Source organism: Achromobacter animicus (assembly GCF_902859585.1).
Classification (GTDB): Bacteria; Pseudomonadota; Gammaproteobacteria; order Burkholderiales; family Burkholderiaceae_B; genus Achromobacter; species Achromobacter animicus.
Genome location: NZ_CADIJM010000001.1, coordinates 729,302 through 746,555 on the forward strand (window position 1 = coordinate 729,302; position 17,254 = coordinate 746,555).

14 protein-coding genes are annotated in these 17,254 nt (G+C 65.8%); 6 read left to right on the forward strand and 8 right to left on the reverse strand.

The features are described 5' to 3' along the window. Positions 1-41: 41 nt before the first annotated feature. Entirely contained in the window at positions 42-1,076 is a 1,035-nt protein-coding gene (locus tag HV681_RS03265) for a C45 family autoproteolytic acyltransferase/hydrolase (protein WP_175121680.1), read from the forward strand. A 25-nt stretch (positions 1,077-1,101) separates the two neighbouring features. Here the strand turns inward: HV681_RS03265 and HV681_RS03270 are convergent, their stop codons facing one another. From HV681_RS03270 to nudC, 3 genes are all read right to left on the reverse strand, one after another. Further along, a complete protein-coding gene (locus tag HV681_RS03270) occupies positions 1,102-4,725 on the reverse strand; it encodes a hydantoinase B/oxoprolinase family protein (protein ID WP_175121681.1) in 3,624 nt (1,207 codons plus the stop codon). A gap of 88 nt (positions 4,726-4,813) precedes the next feature. Beyond that, positions 4,814-5,326 (reverse strand): winged helix DNA-binding protein, encoded by a 513-nt coding sequence (locus tag HV681_RS03275; RefSeq protein WP_175121682.1) that lies wholly within the window; start codon positions 5,324-5,326, stop codon positions 4,814-4,816. 137 nt (positions 5,327-5,463) lie between these two features. Continuing rightward, entirely contained in the window at positions 5,464-6,234 is a 771-nt protein-coding gene (gene nudC, locus HV681_RS03280; RefSeq protein ID WP_175121683.1) for an NAD(+) diphosphatase, read from the reverse strand. Positions 6,235-6,527: 293 nt separating this feature from the next. Between nudC and HV681_RS03285 the strand changes: the two genes are divergently transcribed. The 5 genes from HV681_RS03285 (at position 6,528) to HV681_RS03305 (ending at position 12,246) form a co-directional block, all read left to right on the forward strand. Then, positions 6,528-7,502 (forward strand): TRAP transporter substrate-binding protein, encoded by a 975-nt coding sequence (locus tag HV681_RS03285; RefSeq protein WP_175121684.1) that lies wholly within the window; start codon positions 6,528-6,530, stop codon positions 7,500-7,502. 7 nt (positions 7,503-7,509) lie between these two features. Continuing rightward, complete coding sequence (locus tag HV681_RS03290) at positions 7,510-8,010, forward strand: TRAP transporter small permease (protein ID WP_175121685.1); 501 nt, start codon at positions 7,510-7,512, stop codon at positions 8,008-8,010. Further along, positions 8,003-9,304, forward strand: a complete 1,302-nt coding sequence (locus tag HV681_RS03295) for a TRAP transporter large permease (RefSeq protein WP_175121686.1) — start codon at positions 8,003-8,005, stop codon at positions 9,302-9,304. The genes HV681_RS03290 and HV681_RS03295 overlap by 8 nt, the downstream gene beginning before the upstream one ends. Positions 9,305-9,636: 332 nt before the next feature. Continuing rightward, positions 9,637-10,707 carry a porin gene (locus tag HV681_RS03300; protein ID WP_175121687.1) on the forward strand — a complete coding sequence of 357 codons (1,071 nt, stop codon included), beginning with the start codon at positions 9,637-9,639 and terminating at the stop codon, positions 10,705-10,707. A gap of 237 nt (positions 10,708-10,944) precedes the next feature. Further along, positions 10,945-12,246, forward strand: a complete 1,302-nt coding sequence (locus HV681_RS03305; protein ID WP_175121688.1) for an alpha/beta hydrolase — start codon at positions 10,945-10,947, stop codon at positions 12,244-12,246. Between the two features lie 37 nt (positions 12,247-12,283). Here the strand turns inward: HV681_RS03305 and HV681_RS03310 are convergent, their stop codons facing one another. From HV681_RS03310 to HV681_RS03330, 5 genes are all read right to left on the reverse strand, one after another. After that, a complete protein-coding gene (locus HV681_RS03310) occupies positions 12,284-13,090 on the reverse strand; it encodes a putative hydro-lyase (protein ID WP_175121689.1) in 807 nt (268 codons plus the stop codon). 28 nt (positions 13,091-13,118) lie between these two features. Then, positions 13,119-14,468, reverse strand: a complete 1,350-nt coding sequence (locus HV681_RS03315; protein ID WP_175122008.1) for an amidase — start codon at positions 14,466-14,468, stop codon at positions 13,119-13,121. Positions 14,469-14,558: 90 nt separating this feature from the next. Beyond that, positions 14,559-15,242 carry a DUF2848 domain-containing protein gene (locus HV681_RS03320; RefSeq protein ID WP_175121690.1) on the reverse strand — a complete coding sequence of 228 codons (684 nt, stop codon included), beginning with the start codon at positions 15,240-15,242 and terminating at the stop codon, positions 14,559-14,561. Positions 15,243-15,308: 66 nt separating this feature from the next. Further along, on the reverse strand, positions 15,309-16,592 hold the full coding sequence (locus HV681_RS03325; RefSeq protein ID WP_175121691.1) for a TRAP transporter large permease: 1,284 nt from the start codon (positions 16,590-16,592) through the stop codon (positions 15,309-15,311). Beyond that, on the reverse strand, positions 16,589-17,209 hold the full coding sequence (locus HV681_RS03330) for a TRAP transporter small permease subunit (RefSeq protein WP_175121692.1): 621 nt from the start codon (positions 17,207-17,209) through the stop codon (positions 16,589-16,591). Before HV681_RS03330 ends, HV681_RS03325 begins: the two co-directional genes overlap by 4 nt. Positions 17,210-17,254 lie beyond the last annotated feature (45 nt).

A 17,254-nucleotide genomic window follows, 5' to 3' on the forward strand; every position in this document is an offset into this window, starting at 1 on the left:
GGCAGACCCCGTACAATCCGCGAGACATCCGGAGGTTTTCGATGGCCTGCAAATACGTACGCATCGCTGGAAACCGCCGCCAGGTCGGCGTGGCGCTGGGCAAGCTGGCCCGTCCCATCATGGGGTCCTATCTGGAACAGAGCGGCACCTGGGAAGCCCTGCGGCCGTGGCGCGGTCATCCTTTCGTCGACGAGCTGGCGCAGCAGACGCAGGCCGCCCTGCCCGAGATCTGGGATGAATTCGAAGGTTTGGCCGAAGGCCTGCGCATGCCGCTCAAGGACGTGCTGCTATGGCATTGCCGCGGCGATCTGCTGCACAGCACCACGGATGGCTGCACGTCGGCCGCCCTGCGCACCGCCGACGGCACGCGCTGGATCGGTCACAACGAGGACGGCGACCCCTATCTGTATGGCCGCTGCCATCTGGTGGACGTGGCGCTGGACGACGCGCCGGGTTATCTCAGCTTCTATTACCCGGGTTCCCTGCCCGGCCACACCTTCGCCGCCAATCGCGTGGGCCTGGTGCAAACCATCAACAACCTGCGTACCCGGCAGCGCCATGCGGGCGTGCCCCGCATGTTCGCGGCGCGCGCGGTCCTGGACTGCACGACGCTGGACGAGGCGGTGGCGCTGCTGCACGACCTGCCCCACGCCGGCGGTTTTCATCACACGCTGGGCGCGGCGTCGGACCCACGCCTGCTCAGCGCCGAGGTCACGCCGGGTTCGGTGTCCATTCAGGAGATCGGCCGGCGCTACGGCCACGCCAACCACATGGTGCACGCGGCCACCCGCGGCCAGGCGCAGATCGTCACCGATTCGTCGCGGGCGCGGCAGAACCGGATCGAAGGCCTGGTGGATGGATGGCTACCGGAATCGGGCAGCGCCGACATGCTGGCTGCCCTGCTGGATACCGAGGGCAAGCTGCCGATCCTGCGGACCGCCAAGGACGATCCCGACGACGAGAACACCTTGGCGACGGCGATGTTCGAAATAACCGATGAGGCGGTCGTCCTGCGCGTCTACGACCGTAAGGCACGCGCCGATATCGCGCTGGACGTGATGTCCGATCCCGAGTGATCGGGACCGGACATCCTGGCGTGCATCACTGCGCGCCGTAACCGCCGCCTCCGGGCGTTTCCACCACGAAGACATCGCCTGGACGCAGTTGCGCGCTGTCCTGCGGACCGAGTTCCTCGATGGTGCCGTCCACGCGTTCAACCGTGTTGCGGCCCATGGCGCCCGGCTCGCCGCCCGCCAGACCAAACGGCGCGTAACGCCGGTTGTTCGACAGGATGGCCGCGGTCATGTGTTCCAGGAAGCGGATGCGGCGTATGCCGCCGTCGCCGCCGGGATACCGGCCCTTGCCGCCCGAGCCCTTACGAATCTCGTAGGACTCCAGACGGACCGGGAAGCGGAACTCCAGCACTTCCGGATCGGTCAGGCGCGAGTTGGTCATGTGCGCCTGAACGACCGACGTACCCGCAAACCCTTCGTCGTGGGGACCCGCCGCATCGATGCGCACCGGACCCGCACCCGTGCCGCCCGAGATGGTCTCGTAGTACTGATGGCGCGCGTTGCCGAACGTGAAGTTGTTCATGGTGCCCTGGCTGGCGGCCAGCACGCCCAGCGCGCCATACAGCGCATTGACGATGCACATGGACGTTTCCACGTTGCCCGCGACCACCGAAGCCGGCGGGTTCGGACGCAGCATCGAGCCTTCCGGCACGATGATGGACAGCGGCACCAGGCAGCCGTCGTTCAGCGGGATGTCGTCGTTGACCATCGTGCGGAACACATACAGCACGGCGGCCACGGCGATCGCGCCCGGCGCGTTGAAGTTGTTGTCCAGCTGCGCCGAGGTGCCCGTAAAGTCGACCACCGCGCTGCGCGCTTCGGTGTCCACCCGCACGGCCACGCGAATCACCGCGCCGTTGTCCAGCGGGTACTCGTAGCTGCCGTCCTTCAGCACCGAGATCACGCGGCGCACGGCCTCTTCGGCGTTGTCCTGCACGTGGCCCATGTAGGCGCGCACGACATCCAGGCCGAAGTGATCGCACATGCGCAAGAGTTCCTGCACGCCCTTTTCGTTGGCGGCGATCTGCGCGTGCATGTCGGCGATGTTCTGATCCGGGTTGCGCGCCGGCCAGCGGCCCGATCCCAGGATCCCGCGCGCGGCCGCTTCGCGGAACTCGCCGTCCTTGACGAGCTGGAAGTTCGTGAACAGCACGCCTTCGTCTTCGACCGTCTTGGAATCCGGCGGCATCGAGCCGGGCGTGGTGCCGCCGATGTCGGCGTGGTGGCCGCGCGATCCCACGTAGAACAGGATCTCGCGCCCCGCCTTGTCGAACACCGGCGTGATGACCGTGACGTCAGGCAAGTGCGTGCCGCCGTGGTACGGATCGTTCACGACGTACGCGTCGCCGGGCATCATCTTGCCGGCATTGGCGTTCATGACCGTGCGCACGGACTCGCCCATGGAACCCAGGTGCACCGGCATGTGCGGCGCGTTGGCGATCAGGCGGGCCTGCGCGTCGAAGATGGCGCAAGAGAAGTCCAGGCGTTCCTTGATGTTGACCGAGTACGCCGTGTTCTGCAGGCGGTAGCCCATCTGCTCGGCGATCGACATGAAGAGGTTGTTGAAGACCTCGAGCATGACAGGATCCGCCTGCGTGCCGACCTTGCGCTGCTCGCGGCGCGCTTCCACGCGGCGGATCACGAAGTGATCCTGCGCCGTCAGTTCGGCCTGCCAGCCGGGCTCGACGACCGTGGTCTGGTTGGGCTCGGAAATGATCGCGGGGCCTGCAACGACATCGCCGCCGGCCATGTCCTCACGCACGTAAAGCGGCGTGTCGCGCCAGGCGCCGGCGCTGTACATGCTGACCACGCGGCGGGCTGTCAGCGCGCCTTCGCGGGTGCGCGACGTGGACGCTTCGCCAACGCGCTCACCGCCGCCCGTCGCCTCGACCGAGATGGTCTCGACCACGAGTTCGCGGTTGGGCATCAGGAATGAATAGCGCTGGCGGTAGGCGGCTTCGAAGTCGCGGCGCGCCTGATCCAGGTCCGAGTACGCCACTTCCAGCGCGGTGTCGGTGCCGCGGTACTTCAGGTGCAGGCGGCGCTGCACCGTGATGTCGGCTTCGGCGACGTGCTGGCGGCGCAGTTCGCCGACCGCCTGGCCCGCCAGAACATCCAGTTCGTCCTTCAACTCGCCCATCAGGCTCGCGTCCAGCACCTTCTCGACCGTCTTCTGGCGCATGTCGGTCTGATCGGCCAGGCCCATGCCGTAGGCCGACAGCACGCCGCCCAGCGGGTGCGCGAACACTGTCGTCATACCCAACGCGTCGGCCACCAGGCAGGCGTGCTGCCCGCCAGCGCCGCCGAACACGGTCAGCGCGTATTCGGTGACATCATGGCCGCGCTGCACCGAGATGCGCTTGATGGCTTCGGCCATGTTGCCCACGGCGATCTCGAGAAAGCCTTCGGCAAGCTGCTCGGGCGACATCTCGCGGCCCGTGGCGGCGCGCACTTCATCAGCCATGGCCGAAAAGCGTTCGACCACGGCGTCGCGGTCCAGGGCCTCGTTGGCATCGGGTCCGAACACCTTGGGGAAGAAATCGGGCTGGATCTTGCCCAGGAGGACGTTGCAGTCCGTCACCGCCAGCGGACCGCCGCGGCGATAGCACGCCGGTCCCGGATTGGCGCCCGCGGAATCGGGACCGACGCGCAGCCGCGCGCCGTCGAAATGCAGGATCGAACCGCCACCGGCTGCGACCGTATGGATGCTCATCATCGGCGCGCGCATGCGCACGCCGGCCACCTGGGTTTCGAATTCTCGTTCGAACTCGCCCGCGTAATGCGACACGTCGGTGGACGTGCCGCCCATGTCAAAGCCGATCACCTTCGGGAAACCGGCGATCTCACTGGTGCGCACCATGCCGACGATGCCGCCGGCCGGGCCCGAGAGAATTGCGTCCTTGCCGCGGAAGCGGTGCGCGTCGGTCAGGCCGCCGCTGGACTGCATGAACATGAGCCGGATACCCGGCAGTTCGCCGGCCACCTGATCGACGTAGCGCTTCAGGATGGGCGACAGGTAGGCGTCCACCACGGTCGTGTCGCCGCGCGAGACGAACTTGATCAGCGGGCTGACCTCGTGCGAGACAGACACCTGGGTAAAGCCGATCTCGTTGGCGATGCGCGCGACCTGCTGTTCGTGGCCGGTGGCGTGCCAGGCGTGCATGAAGACGATGGCGACCGCGCGGATGCCGCTGTCGTATGCGGCCTGCATGTCGCGGCGCAGCGCGGCTTCGTCCAGCGGCTGAATGACCTCGCCGTCCGCGGCGACGCGCTCGTCCGCCTCTACCACGGATTCGTACAGCATCTCGGGCAGCAGCACATTGCGGTCGAAAAGCCGCGGGCGGTTCTGGTAGGCGATGCGCAGCGCATCGCGGAAACCGCGCGTCGTGACGAGCAAGGTGCGTTCGCCCTTGCGCTCGAGCAGCGCGTTGGTGGCCACCGTGGTGCCCATCTTCACGCACTCGACCTGGTCGACGGGCACCGGCTGGCCGGGTGCGATGCCCAGCAGCTTGCGGATGCCGGCCACTGCGGCGTCGCGGTACTGCTCGGGGTTTTCCGACAGCATCTTTGCGGTGGTGGTCGTGCCATCGGGACGGCGCGCCACGATGTCGGTGAAGGTGCCCCCACGGTCAATCCAGAATTGCCACTTCATAGGTGTCCTTGAAAACAAGAGACCGCCGGAGCGCGTTCGGCCACGGTCGGGTTGCTGACAGATCGGGGCGTTGCCCCGCATGTTGGGTTCAGAGAGATGTCGCGGCGCGGGCCGCCTGGTCGTACAGGCCGGACAGCGCGCGCAGCGTGTGCGCCAGTTGCCGGCTGAATTCCAGACCACCGCCGCCGCCCGGGCCATCCAGGCCGGCGGTCAGGCATTGCTCGCGGATTTCGCCGTAGCGCTTGAGAATCGCCGCGCCCTCGGGCGTGACGCTGTAGAAGACTTCCTTGCTGCTGCGTTCGCCACGGACCACGCCCAGCCGATCCAATTTCTTTAGCGCATAGCTGACGATGTGGGTGTCTTCGACGTTGAGCGTGAAGCAGATGTCGGCCAGCTTCTTGGGCCGCTCGCGGTGGTAGACGTGGTGAAACACCATCACATCAGTGGGCGTCAGATCGGGCAGGCCTGCGGCCGCCATGCACCGCACCGTCCAGCGGTCGAATGCGTGGCTGGCGATCATGAGGCCGAACTCCACCTCGGATAGATCGGGCGCGCTGCCGCCGGCAAGATGCGCGGACGAGGCAATCAGAGTGGGGGTCATAGGGGCGGACGGCGAGGTTTAACTGAGAGAAATACTAATAATTTATCTACATTTCATCAATAAAAAATACTCCAACGCCACAAAAAATCCCTCGTTTCGAGGGAATACCCCTACCGCACGGGCGGCGCCGCGGCCATTTACGGCGCGGTCCACCCCATCGGCAGATTGGCCCGGATCAGCCAGCCCGCGATGGAAATACGGGCCGCGATGTCGGGCATCTCGTCACCCGGGCCGAACCAACGGGCGTCGGCGATCTCGTCTTCCTGGATGCGGATGTCGCCTGACACGTAGTCCGCGGTGAACGCGACCATGAGCGAATGCGGGAACGGCCACGGCTGACTGCCGAAATATTGCAGATTGCCGACCTTGAGGCCGACTTCTTCGAAGACCTCGCGGTGGACCGTCTGCTCGATGCTTTCGCCGGGTTCCACAAAGCCGGCCAGCGCCGTGTAGCGCGCCGCTGGCCCATTGGCATGGCGCGCCAGCAGGATGCTGTCGCCCTTGCGGATAAGGACCATCATGGCCGGCGAGATGCGCGGATACGCGGACAGGCCGCAGGCCGGGCAGCGCAGGCAGAATTCGTGCGCCACACGTTCGGCGGGCGTGCCGCAGGCGCCGCAAAACCGGTGAGTGCGCGCCCATTCGGCGATCTGATAGGCGCGGCCGGCCAGCGCCATGCCTTCGTCGTCGAATACGCCGAAGAGCGAACGCAGCTTCTTGAAGGCGTAGCCTTCGGGCGCTTCGAGGCCGGGGTCGACGCAGACCGTGCGATACGGCGACCCGGTTTCCATCCAGACCGGCTGCAGAGCCGCAGCCGCCAAGCCAATGCGTTCACACAACGCCGCATCCGGCAACACGCTGGACGATGCTTCGACCAGCAACTCATCACGGCGAAAAACGAAATTCACGCGACCCTCTTCACCACATCTGCGATTCCGCAATCTTAGAAGAAAAAAATGCGCGCCGGATGGCTTGCCATCAGCGCGCAACGCAAACTTCGCGGGGTCATTGAACCTTCAACCAATGAACAACAACTCCCCCTAGGAATTACCCGTAATACGGCGATTTCCCGCGCTTTGTTACCGCACAGCAACATAGAATGGCACGGCATTCAGGCGGCGCGACGCGGCGCCGCGCTTTCTTTTTTTCGCAATGCCAATCGGGTCAGACCCGTCTTCATCATTCGCAAAGAAGGACCACCATGTACAAGAAAATCTCGCTGTTGACCGGCAGCATCGTCCTGGCATTCAGCGCGGGCGCACAGGCCCAGACCAAGTGGGATCTGCCCAGCGCCTACCCGGCCAGCAACTTCCACGTCGAGAACCTGACGACCTTCATCAAGGACGTCGATTCGCTGTCGCAAGGCAAGCTCAAGATCACGCTGCACAACAATGCCTCGCTGTACAAGGCGCCTGAAATCAAGCGCGCGGTGCAAGGCAACCAGGCGCAGATCGGCGAAATCCTGCTGACCAACTTTGCCAACGAAGACCCGATCTACGAACTGGACGGCCTGCCCTTCCTGGCCACCGGCTACGACGCGTCGTTCAAGCTGTATCAGGCCCAGAAGCCGTTCCTGGAAAAGAAGCTGGCCTCGCAAGGCATGACGCTGCTGTATGCGGTGGCATGGCCGCCCCAAGGCATCTTCGCCAACAAGGACATCAAGCAGATCAACGACATGAAGGGCCTGAAGTGGCGCGCTTATAGCCCCGTCACGGCCAAGATTGCTGAACTGGTCGGCGCGCAGCCCGTGACCGTGCAGCAGGCCGAACTGGCCCAGGCGCTCGCCACCGGCGTGATCGACTCGTACATGTCGTCGGCGTCCACCGGCTACGACACCAAGACGTACGAGTACATCAAGAAGTTCTACGACACCCAGGCCTGGCTGCCCAAGAACGCCATCATCGTGAACAAGAAGGCATTCGACGCGCTGGATCCCGCCACGCAGGAAGCGCTGAAGAAAGCCGGCGCGCAGGCCGAGGAACGCGGCTGGAAGCTGTCGCAGGAAAAGAACAAGTGGTACCAGGCCGAGCTTGCCAAGAACGGCATGGAAACGATCCAGCCCACGGTCGAGCTCAAGGAAGGCCTGAGCGTCATCGGCAAGCGCATGCTTGAAGACTGGCTCAAGAAAGCCGGTGCGGACGGCCAGGCCATGATCGACGCGTACAAGAAGCAGTGATATCGCCATGCGCCGTTTTCTAGATAGCCTGTACGGCGCGGCCGGCCTGCTGGCCGGCCTGTGCACGATAGGTGTGCTCGTCTCGGTGCTGGCGGCGATCATCGCCCGCCAGCTTAGCTTCAACATACCCGGCACGGACGCCTATGCCGGGTATTTCATGGCCGCTGCGGGCTTCCTTGCGCTGGCCAGCACCTTCAAGCACGGTGAACACATCCGTGTGACGCTGCTGCTCAATTCGCTGAATCCCGCTGGCAGCCGCCGTCTGGACATTTTCGCGTTGGCCGTCGGCTGCCTGCTGGCTGCCGCCTTCGCCTTCTTCAGCATCAAACTGACCTACGACTCCTGGCTGTTCAACGACGTGTCCACGTCGAACGACGCCACGCCGCTCTGGATCCCGCAAACGACCATGGCCGTCGGCACCGTCCTGTTCTTCGTCGCCCTGGTCGATGAACTGGTCCGCCGTTCGCGCGGCGTCGCCGCCGCCACTTCGCAGCAAACCCATGAATGAACTTCTCGTCATTACCTTATTGGTCGTTTCGATCTTCGTCCTCCTTGGCTGCGGGGTCTGGGTCGGCCTGACCCTGGCGGGCACCGCGTGGATCGGTATGGAGATCTTCTCCAGCCGTCCCGCCGGCGACGCCATGGCCGTCACGATCTGGGGCGCCTCGTCCAGCTGGACGCTGACCGCCCTGCCGCTCTTTCTGTGGATGGGCGAGATCCTGTTCCGCACGCGGCTGTCCGAAGACCTGTTCAAGGGGCTCGCGCCCTGGCTGAACCGGCTGCCGGGCCGCCTCTTGCACACGAACGTGATCGGTTGCGCGATCTTTGCCGCCGTGTCGGGCTCGTCCGCGGCCACCTGCGCCACGGTCGGCAAGATGACCATCCCCGAGCTGACGCGCCGCGGCTACCCCGAGGAAAAGATTCTCGGCACGCTGTCCGGCGCGGGCACGCTGGGCCTGCTCATCCCGCCCTCGATCATCATGATCGTGTACGGGGTGGCGGCCGATGTGTCGATCGCCAAGCTGTTCATCGCCGGCATCATTCCGGGCATCCTGCTCGCCTTGCTGTTCAGCGGCTACATCGCCTGGTGGGCCATCCGCAATCCCGGACAGGTGCCGGCGGCGGATCCCGGCCTGACCTTCATGCAGAAGCTGTCCCGCTCACGCCACCTGATCCCGGTGCTGCTCCTGATCGGCGCGGTGCTGGGCTCCATCTACACCGGCATCGCCACTGCCACGGAAGCGGCGGCGGTGGGCGTGGTGGGCGCGCTGATCCTGTCGGCGCTGCAGGGATCGCTGAACGGCTCGACGTTCATGCAGTCGCTGCTGGGCGCCACCCGGCTGTACTGCATGATTGCCCTGATCCTGGCGGGTGCGCAGTTCCTCACACTGGCGATGGGCTATATCGGCCTGCCGCGCGCGCTGGCGGAATGGATCGGCGGATTGGGCCTGTCGCAGTTCGGCCTGATCATGGCGCTGATGGTGTTCTTCATCATCCTGGGCTGCTTCCTGGACGGCATCTCGATCGTGGTGCTGACCATGGGCGTACTGTTGCCGACGGTGCAGGCCGCGGGCATCGACCTGATCTGGTTCGGCATCTTCATCGTGTTCGTGGTGGAAATGGCACAGATCACGCCGCCGGTGGGGTTCAACCTGTTTGTGCTGTCCGGCATGAGCGGACGTGAACTGCCCTACATCGCGCGCGCATCGCTGCCGATGTTCTTCCTGATGATCGCGGCCGTGCTGCTGCTCTATGCGGTGCCTGGCATCGCCACCTGGCTGCCGCTGCACATGACGCTGTAACGTCGCGCTGACGCCACAAAAACCCCGTTCCCGCGAACGGGGTTTTTTCTTTTCAGTTCGCACGTCAACGGGGCGGCGCGGGTTTATCGGCCTGTAAACCCGGGAAAACGCCGAATATTTTCGATATTCGCCATCCCCCAACTTACTTAGAATCCCCAGTCGCTCGTGTCCGGCAACGGCACGGCGCATTTCTGCAAGCTGGCCTCTGCTCCGGACCCGCGCCAACCCTGGCGTCGGTGCAGCGGCCAGGCATCCGGCCAACCGTCGGGCGCAGCAAGCCAAGCCACAAGCACGGCGCAACCACAAATCAGCTACACCTGGAGGAGTCCAACATGAAGCGCATCACCTTATCGCTGGCTGCGGCCGGCCTTGGCCTGGCCGCCGGCGCGGCAAGCGCCGAAACCAGCGTCACCCTGTACGGCATCGCCGACGTCAGCATCCGCTACCTGAGCACCAGCTCGGGCGCCGTGGGCGAAGACGGCAGCCGCATCTCCATGGAAAACGGCGCCATCTCCAACAGCCGCTGGGGCCTGCGCGGCTCCGAAGACCTGGGCAACGGCAACCGCGCCTTCTTCCGCCTGGAAAACGGCATCAATCTGCAGAACGGCCGGGGATCGGACACGTCCAAGGCCTTCAGCCGCCTGGCTTATGTCGGCCTGGACGGCGGCAGCATCGGCACCCTGACCCTGGGTCTGCAGAACACCCCCATGTTCGACCTGCTGGCCGACTACTTCGACCCGCTGACCGTCGGCAACTACGAACAGAACGCCTGGCTGCCCGCCGCCATGTCGCGCGTGCGCACCAACAACATGACCAAATACGCCAACACGTTCGGCAATCTGGCCGTGGTGGCATCCTGGGCAAACGGCGACGACTGGGAAGACCGCAAGGCGGGCCAGCAGTACGGCGCCAGCCTGCGCTACACGAACGGCCAGCTTGGCCTGGGCGCCGCGTGGCAGCAAACCTATGCCGCCACCGATTCCGACGAGCGCCAGCGCGCCTGGAACCTGAACGCGTCCTATCAGTTCGAGTCGGCCAAGGTCTTCGCGGGTTACTTCAACGGCCGCGATGAAACGGGCTGGGTCAACGGCGTCATGGGCGGCACCACTACCGCCAGCCTGGACCGCAAGGACAACGGCTACTTCGCCGGCGTGACCTGGCAGGCCACCCCGCGCTGGGCCATCACGGGCGCCGCGTACTACGACCGCAGCGAGAACGTGGTCGTCGAAGGCGACAAGGGCAAGCGCTATGCGCTGGTCGCCGTGGCCGAATACTCGCTGTCCAAGCGCTCGCAACTGTACGGCACCGTCGACTGGAACAAGGTCAGCGATGCCGCCAGCGGCGAAATCGCGGGCAAGAGCAACCAGTTCGGCGCGGCCGTGGGCTACCGCCACATTTTCTAACCCTGTTCCCCCCAAACGCGGGCCCCCTCACGGGCCGGCGCTTGACCCCGCCGCCCCGCGTCCCCAACCGGGGCGGCGCCCCTCCCCGCATCCCCCGGCAGTCTCTCCCCCCACGGCGGCATTCGCAGCCGCGCCACACGTTTTCCCTCCCCCTTGATCGCCGCCGGAACCACGGCGACAATCCTCGCGTCCCTTCGCCGATTCGCGCCAACCCCCAACACGCACCGGGCCCATCGCATGCGCTTTCTCGAAGCCCGCTCACTTGCGTCGCCGCTATGCCCGTGGTGGACCGCCCGCGCCGTCCTGGCGGCGTGCTTGACGGCGCTGTTGGCCGCCTGCTCCTCGCCCGTGCAGTTGATGCCCACCCCGGTCAAGTTCACGACCGGCCAGGTGGAGCCGTTTGCGCACAAGACCGCGCTCGACGGCACGTCGATTCCCCTGCTCTACGCCACCAACCGCGCCGTCTTCCTGGAATCGCGCCAGCCGTTCTATTCAATCTTTCCGAGTGACACGCTGCGCATGGGTGTGGCCAAAGTGCAGATTGGCGACGGGACGCTGGACTGGGATCAATTGCGCCAGCTTTCGGCCTCGGGCAGCCAGCGCGGCCGGCCGGTACTAAGCCTGGAGCGCATGGAGGAGCTTGTCGCCCTCACCCCGCAAAGCGATGCGGAGACGTCTCCTGAGGCCCAGGCCTACTTCGCGCTAATCAACGACGCCCTGGCGGTCAGCCGGCACCGCGACCTGATCGTCTATGTGCACGGCTTCAACAATGCTGTATGGCGCGGCACCGCGCAGGCCGCGCAGTTTCATCACTTTACGGGCCGGCAGGCGGTCGTCCTGGCCTTTCTGTGGCCGTCCGCCGGCAGTCTGCTGTCCTACGCCACGGATGTCCGCACTGCGCGGGCATCGGTGCCCGCCTTTGCGCGCCTGCTGGAACTGCTCGCGCGCAACACGAATGCCCAGCACATCAACGTGCTGGCGTTCAGCGCGGGCGCGCGCATCGCCAGTGAAGGGCTTGCCACCCTGGCGCAGCCCCGCGAAGGCGAAAGCCGCGAGGCGTTGCGCGCGCGGCTGCGCCTGGGCCAGATCTATTTTGCGGCGCCCGACGAGGACACCTACCGGTTCGTAACGGACCTGCGGCAGTACATCGACCTGACCGAACGCGTGAGCCTGGGCGCCAATCTGGGCGATCGCGCCTTGCGTTTCGCGGCGCGCCACCAGCGGGCGTCACGGGCCGGCCGGCCCGATGCGGACGATCTGACCGAGGAGCAGGTGGATTTTGTCAATGCCGCCTCGCAGCGGCTGAACTTTGACATGATCTGGGTCGATCCGCGCGCCATCCCCGATCTGAATCGCCGCGCCCACAGCTTCTGGTTCGGCAACGCGTGGGTCAGCAGCGACGTGCTGATGCAGTTCCTGTGGCACAAGGCGCCGGCCGAGCGCGGACTGCAGGAAGGCTTTACGCAGCAAGGCATGCGCTTCTGGACCTTTCCGCCCGACTACGACCAGCGCGTGAAGGCGCTGATGCAACAGCGCTGACGCCCCGCCGACAAACCACCCTCGGGCCGCGCCCGGATCAGAACACCGCCATGCGGCTGTTGATGAGGTCGGTGACCAGCATGTGGCCGGGCGCATGCGTAATGCAGAATTCCGGCCGCACCGCCGCCACCACCGATTGCGGCGTCACGCCGCACGCCCAGAACACCGGCATTTCGCCAGGGCGGATCTCCACGGGATCGCCGTAATCGGGGGCATCGATATCCGCGATGCCGATGAGCGACGGATCGCCAATGTGAACGGGCGCGCCATGCACCGACGGGAACCGCGACGTCACCTGGATCGCCCGGATCGCGTCGGCGGCCTTCAGGGGCCGCATCGACACCACCAGCGGACCGCCGAACACGCCAGCCGGCTGCGTTGCGATGTTGGTGCGGTACATGGGCACATTGCTGCCCTGCTCGATGTGACGCACGGGCAGGCCGTTGTCCAGCATCGCCTCCTCGAAAGAGAACGAGCAGCCGATCAGGAAGGACACCAGATCGTCGCGCCACAGGTCGCGCACGTCCGTCGGCTCCGCCACGAGTTCGCCGTCCTTCCAGACGCGGTAACGCGGGATGTCGGTGCGGATGTCGATGTCCGCGCCCAGCTCCGGCAACGCCGGGTCACCTGGCTCGGACATGGCCAGCAACGGGCACGGTTTGGGATTGCGCTGGCAGAAGTGCAGAAAATCCGCCGCCAGCGCGCGCGGCAAAATCGCCAGGTTGGCCTGAACGTGCCCAGGCGCCAGATTCGCCGTGGGACCCGTCAGGCGGCCGCTGCGGGCATCCAGCCGCGCCTGGCGGGCAAGCGCGAGGCTGGTTCTAACGTTATCGGCTTCTGGCATGGGTTCTCTCGTGGCAGGTAAGCGCCGCTCAGCGCGCGACGAACAGGTCTTCGACTGACAGGCCGATGCCCAGGACGCGGCGGTCCGCACCATTGCTGGCCGCGATCATCAGGCCCACGGGCGCCGTGCCGGCCGCGTGGCAGGGCAAGGACAGCGCGCAGCCGTCCAGGAAATTGATGAGGGTGGGATTGCGCAGGATGAGTCCGTTGGCGGCGTAGTAGGCTTCGTCGGAACCCTGCAGGTCCGCGACCGGCGGCGCCACGATGGGCGTCGTGGGCATGATCAGCGCGTCGTAACCGGCAATGCGGTGGTCCACAGCGGCTACCCACGCCTCGCGCGCATCGAGCAGTTCGATGTAATCGGCCGCCGTCATATCCTGGCCGCGCATGATGCGCGAGACAACGCGCGGGTCGTAACGCTTGCCCGCGCGCGCGATCAGGTCGCGGTGCCAGGCCCAGGCTTCGGCGGCGGTGAAACCGCCCTTGCTGTTGATGGCGGCCAGCTCGGCGAATTCCGGAATCTCGATCCGGTCGATCAGCGCACCGGCGTCCTCCAACCGTTGCACCGCCGCCGCGAAGGTGTCGGAGACATGCTTGTCCATGGCGTCCAGCGCCAGCGTCGTCGGAATGGCCAGACGCAGGCCACGCACGGGCAGCGCCTGCGGCAAGGGACCCGCATCGCCCGACAGGATGGCGTCGAGTTCGGCGCAGCACCGCACGCTGGCGGCGATGGGGCCGATGGAATCCAGATTGGCCGACAGCGGCAGCACGCCCTGCATGGACACCCGCCAGGCGCTGGGCTTGAACCCGGTCAGGCCGCACAGGGCGGCAGGAATGCGCACGGAGCCGCCCGTATCCGACCCGATCCCCGCCACGGCCATGCCGTCCGCGACCGACACCGCCGCACCGGACGACGAGCCGCCGGGAATGCGGCCGGTGGCGCGGTCGTACGGGTTCAGCGGCGTGCCGTAGTGGGGATTGATGCCCAGGCCCGAATACGCGAATTCGGTCATATTGGTGCGGCCGATGATGACGGCGCCCGCGGCGATCAGGCGCTGCACGACCTCGGCATTCGCTTCGGCCGCCGGCTCGCCTTCGCGCGCCACGGAACCGGCCATCGTGGTCTCGCCCGCGATGTCGAACAGGTCCTTGATGCTGATGGGCAACCCTTCGATCGCGGACCGCACGATGCCGGCCGCGCGCAGCGTGTCCGACGCGCGCGCCTGCGCCAGCGCCGAATCGGCATAGAGCTTGGTGAAGGCGCGAGCGCCCTCGCCCGCCGGATCCTGAGCCCGCGCCAGCGCGGCTTCGGTCAATGCGACGGAGGTGCTGCGGCCCTCACGCAGGGCCGAGGTCAGATCATTCAGGGTCGAAACCATCATTGTCCTAATGCCGCCTGGCGGCGTAAGTGTTCGGACGGACGCCTTCGCGGGGAACGCGCCCGGATTCAGCGCCGAGCGTGGCGGCCATCAGGCGACCACGGGCAGCGACTCGACATGATAGCGGTGGCGCAGCGTGCGGTTCAGGCGCGGATCGTGCAGTTCCATCGTGAAATCCGCGGACGGGCGGATGCCGCCGATGGCGGCCACCGTGCCGCAGGTCATGCCAGCGCCTTCTGGCAGCACGGCGCCGCCGCCCGTGTAGCCCGCGATCAGGTCCTGCGGCGTGCGCAACGTGGACAGCGGCCCTTCCTGGTACAGCACCTTCTCGCCGTTCTCAACGATATAGGCGCGGATGATCAGCTCGTCCCAGTGCCCCGCCACGTCCGCAAGCCGCCAGGCTTCAGCGCCCACGGGCTTCACGCAGACCTGCTTGGACATCGCCACGCTGACGGTCTCCAGCTTGCGGTCGGTATGGTCGGACGCGATGCTGACGTACATCTCGCCATCAATCGCAAAAACAAACGTCTCGACCTCGCCCGACGATTCCTCGCCCAGCGCCTGCACGTTGGCCGACTGCGTAAGCTGGTTCTCGGCGATGCGGTAGTACAGCGGCACGCTGCTCGGACGCGGCACGCCAATGGCGGCCAGTTCCTCGATGTGGTGTTCGATGGCAGCCATGTCACGCCCGGCCCAGCCCGCCACGATCACGCTGTTGAAGGCCACTTCCACCTGGCGGGGATTGGCGTCGTCGATCTTGAATACGGCTTTCATATCAGTCCTACGAAGAAGGAGTGGGAAGCGGCGCGGCCGACGGGCCGCGCCGGAATCAAAGAGTCATCAACTGAAGACGCGCGGCAGCCACAGCGCGATGTCGGGCCAGAAAGCCAGCAGCGCCAGCATCACGAACATGGCGCCCACAAACGGCAGGCTGCCGACGATCACCGCGCTCATCGAGCCGCTCTTGCGCAGGCTTTGCACGACGAACAGGTTCAGGCCCACGGGCGGCGTGATGAGAGCCGCTTCCACCAGCACGATGATGACGATGCCCAGCCAGATCGGGTCGTAGCCCAGGCCGATCATGATGGGCGCCACGATGGGGATCGTCGTGATCATCATCGACAGCGTTTCCATGAAGCAGCCCAGCACCAGATAGAAGATCACCACGATCAGCAGCATCCAGCCGGGGGACAGGCCGAGGCCGGTGATCGACTTGGTCAGCGCATCGGTCAGGCCCGTCGCCGACATGACGAAGTTCAGGAAGCTGGCGGCAATGACGATCAGCATGATCATGGCCGTGGACCGCATCGTGCCCTCCATCACCTCGCGCAGCATCGACCACGTCAGGCGGCGGAACCACGCGGCCAGGATGAACGCGCCCAGCACGCCCAGCGCGGCGGCCTCGGTCGGCGTTGCCAGGCCCGCGTAGATCGATCCGACCACCAGGAAGAAGATTCCCAGCGGCGGCGCCAGATGCACAAGGCTGGCGATTCGTTCGCCCCACGTTGCGTGGATCTTCTTCCCGCCCCACGACGGTTTGGCCACGCAGGCGATCACGACGGTCAGCATGAACAGCGCCGCCATCGCGAACCCGGGGATGATGCCGGCCAGGTACAGCTTGGGCACCGACGAGTTCGTCAGCACGCCATAGATGACCAGGTTGATCGATGGCGGGATCAGGATGCCCAGCGTGCCGCCCGCGGCAAGGCTGCCGAGAAACAGGGGCTCGTTGTAGCCATACTTGCGGATCTGCGGAATGGCGACGGTGCCGACGGTGGCAGCCGTTGCCACGCTGGAGCCGGAGGTTGCCGAGAACAGCGTCGAGGCGCCGATGTTGGCGTGCATCAATCCGCCCGGCAGCCACGACAGCCACAGGCTCATCGCGCTGTACATGCGTTCGGCAAAGCCGGCGCGCAACAGGACCTCGCCCAGCATGATGAACAGCGGAATCGCGACCAGCAGGAATTCGTTGTTAGAACTCCAGGAGATCTCGCCAATGGCGCGCGTCAGCGGCAACATCGAGAACATCGGGTCAAGGATCAGGCCCAGGACGCCAAGCGCAGCGCCCACGGGGATCGACAGACCGATCAGGACCAGCAGCAGTGTCAAAGCGGTGGCAATCATGCGGCTTCTCCCTTCACCATGCGCTCGCCCGCGGCGGCTTCCTCGTCAGCCTCTTCCTGCGCCGAACGCACGCCGCAGATCTGCTTGACCAGTTCGATATCGCCCGTGACGAGCGCGGCTGATGCCCGCGCCAGCATCAGCGCGACCGTGATGCACATCCATGCCAGACCCAGCACCCACAATCCCTGTGGAATCCACAGTGGCGTGGCGAGCGGCGTGTTGGCCGCGGACTTCTGCGTCCAGGACGTCACCACCACGTCGTACGCGTAATACGTCAGAAACACCATGAAGACGGCCAGCGCCACCATGGAAATCCAGTCCAGCACGGCCGACAGGCGCACGGGCAAATATTGATAGAGCACGTCGACGCGCACGTTGGCGCGCTGCAGCGTGGCAAACGCCAGCGCCCAGGAGGTGCTGATGGCAAACGCGTAGCTGGACAGTTCGTCCGCGCCCCCGGTCGTGAAACCCAGGAACTTGCGGGCCAGCACGTCGAAAGAGATCAGCAGCACGCTGGCCACGGTCAGGGCGCCGCCGGCCCATACGGCAGCGCGGGAAAAGCTTTCCGCGCGCCGCAACAGGCCGCCGAGCAGACGGAAGTGTTCGGTTTGAGTCATGAATGGAACCTCAGGTGGCACGGCCTGCCATCGCGTGCGGGCGCC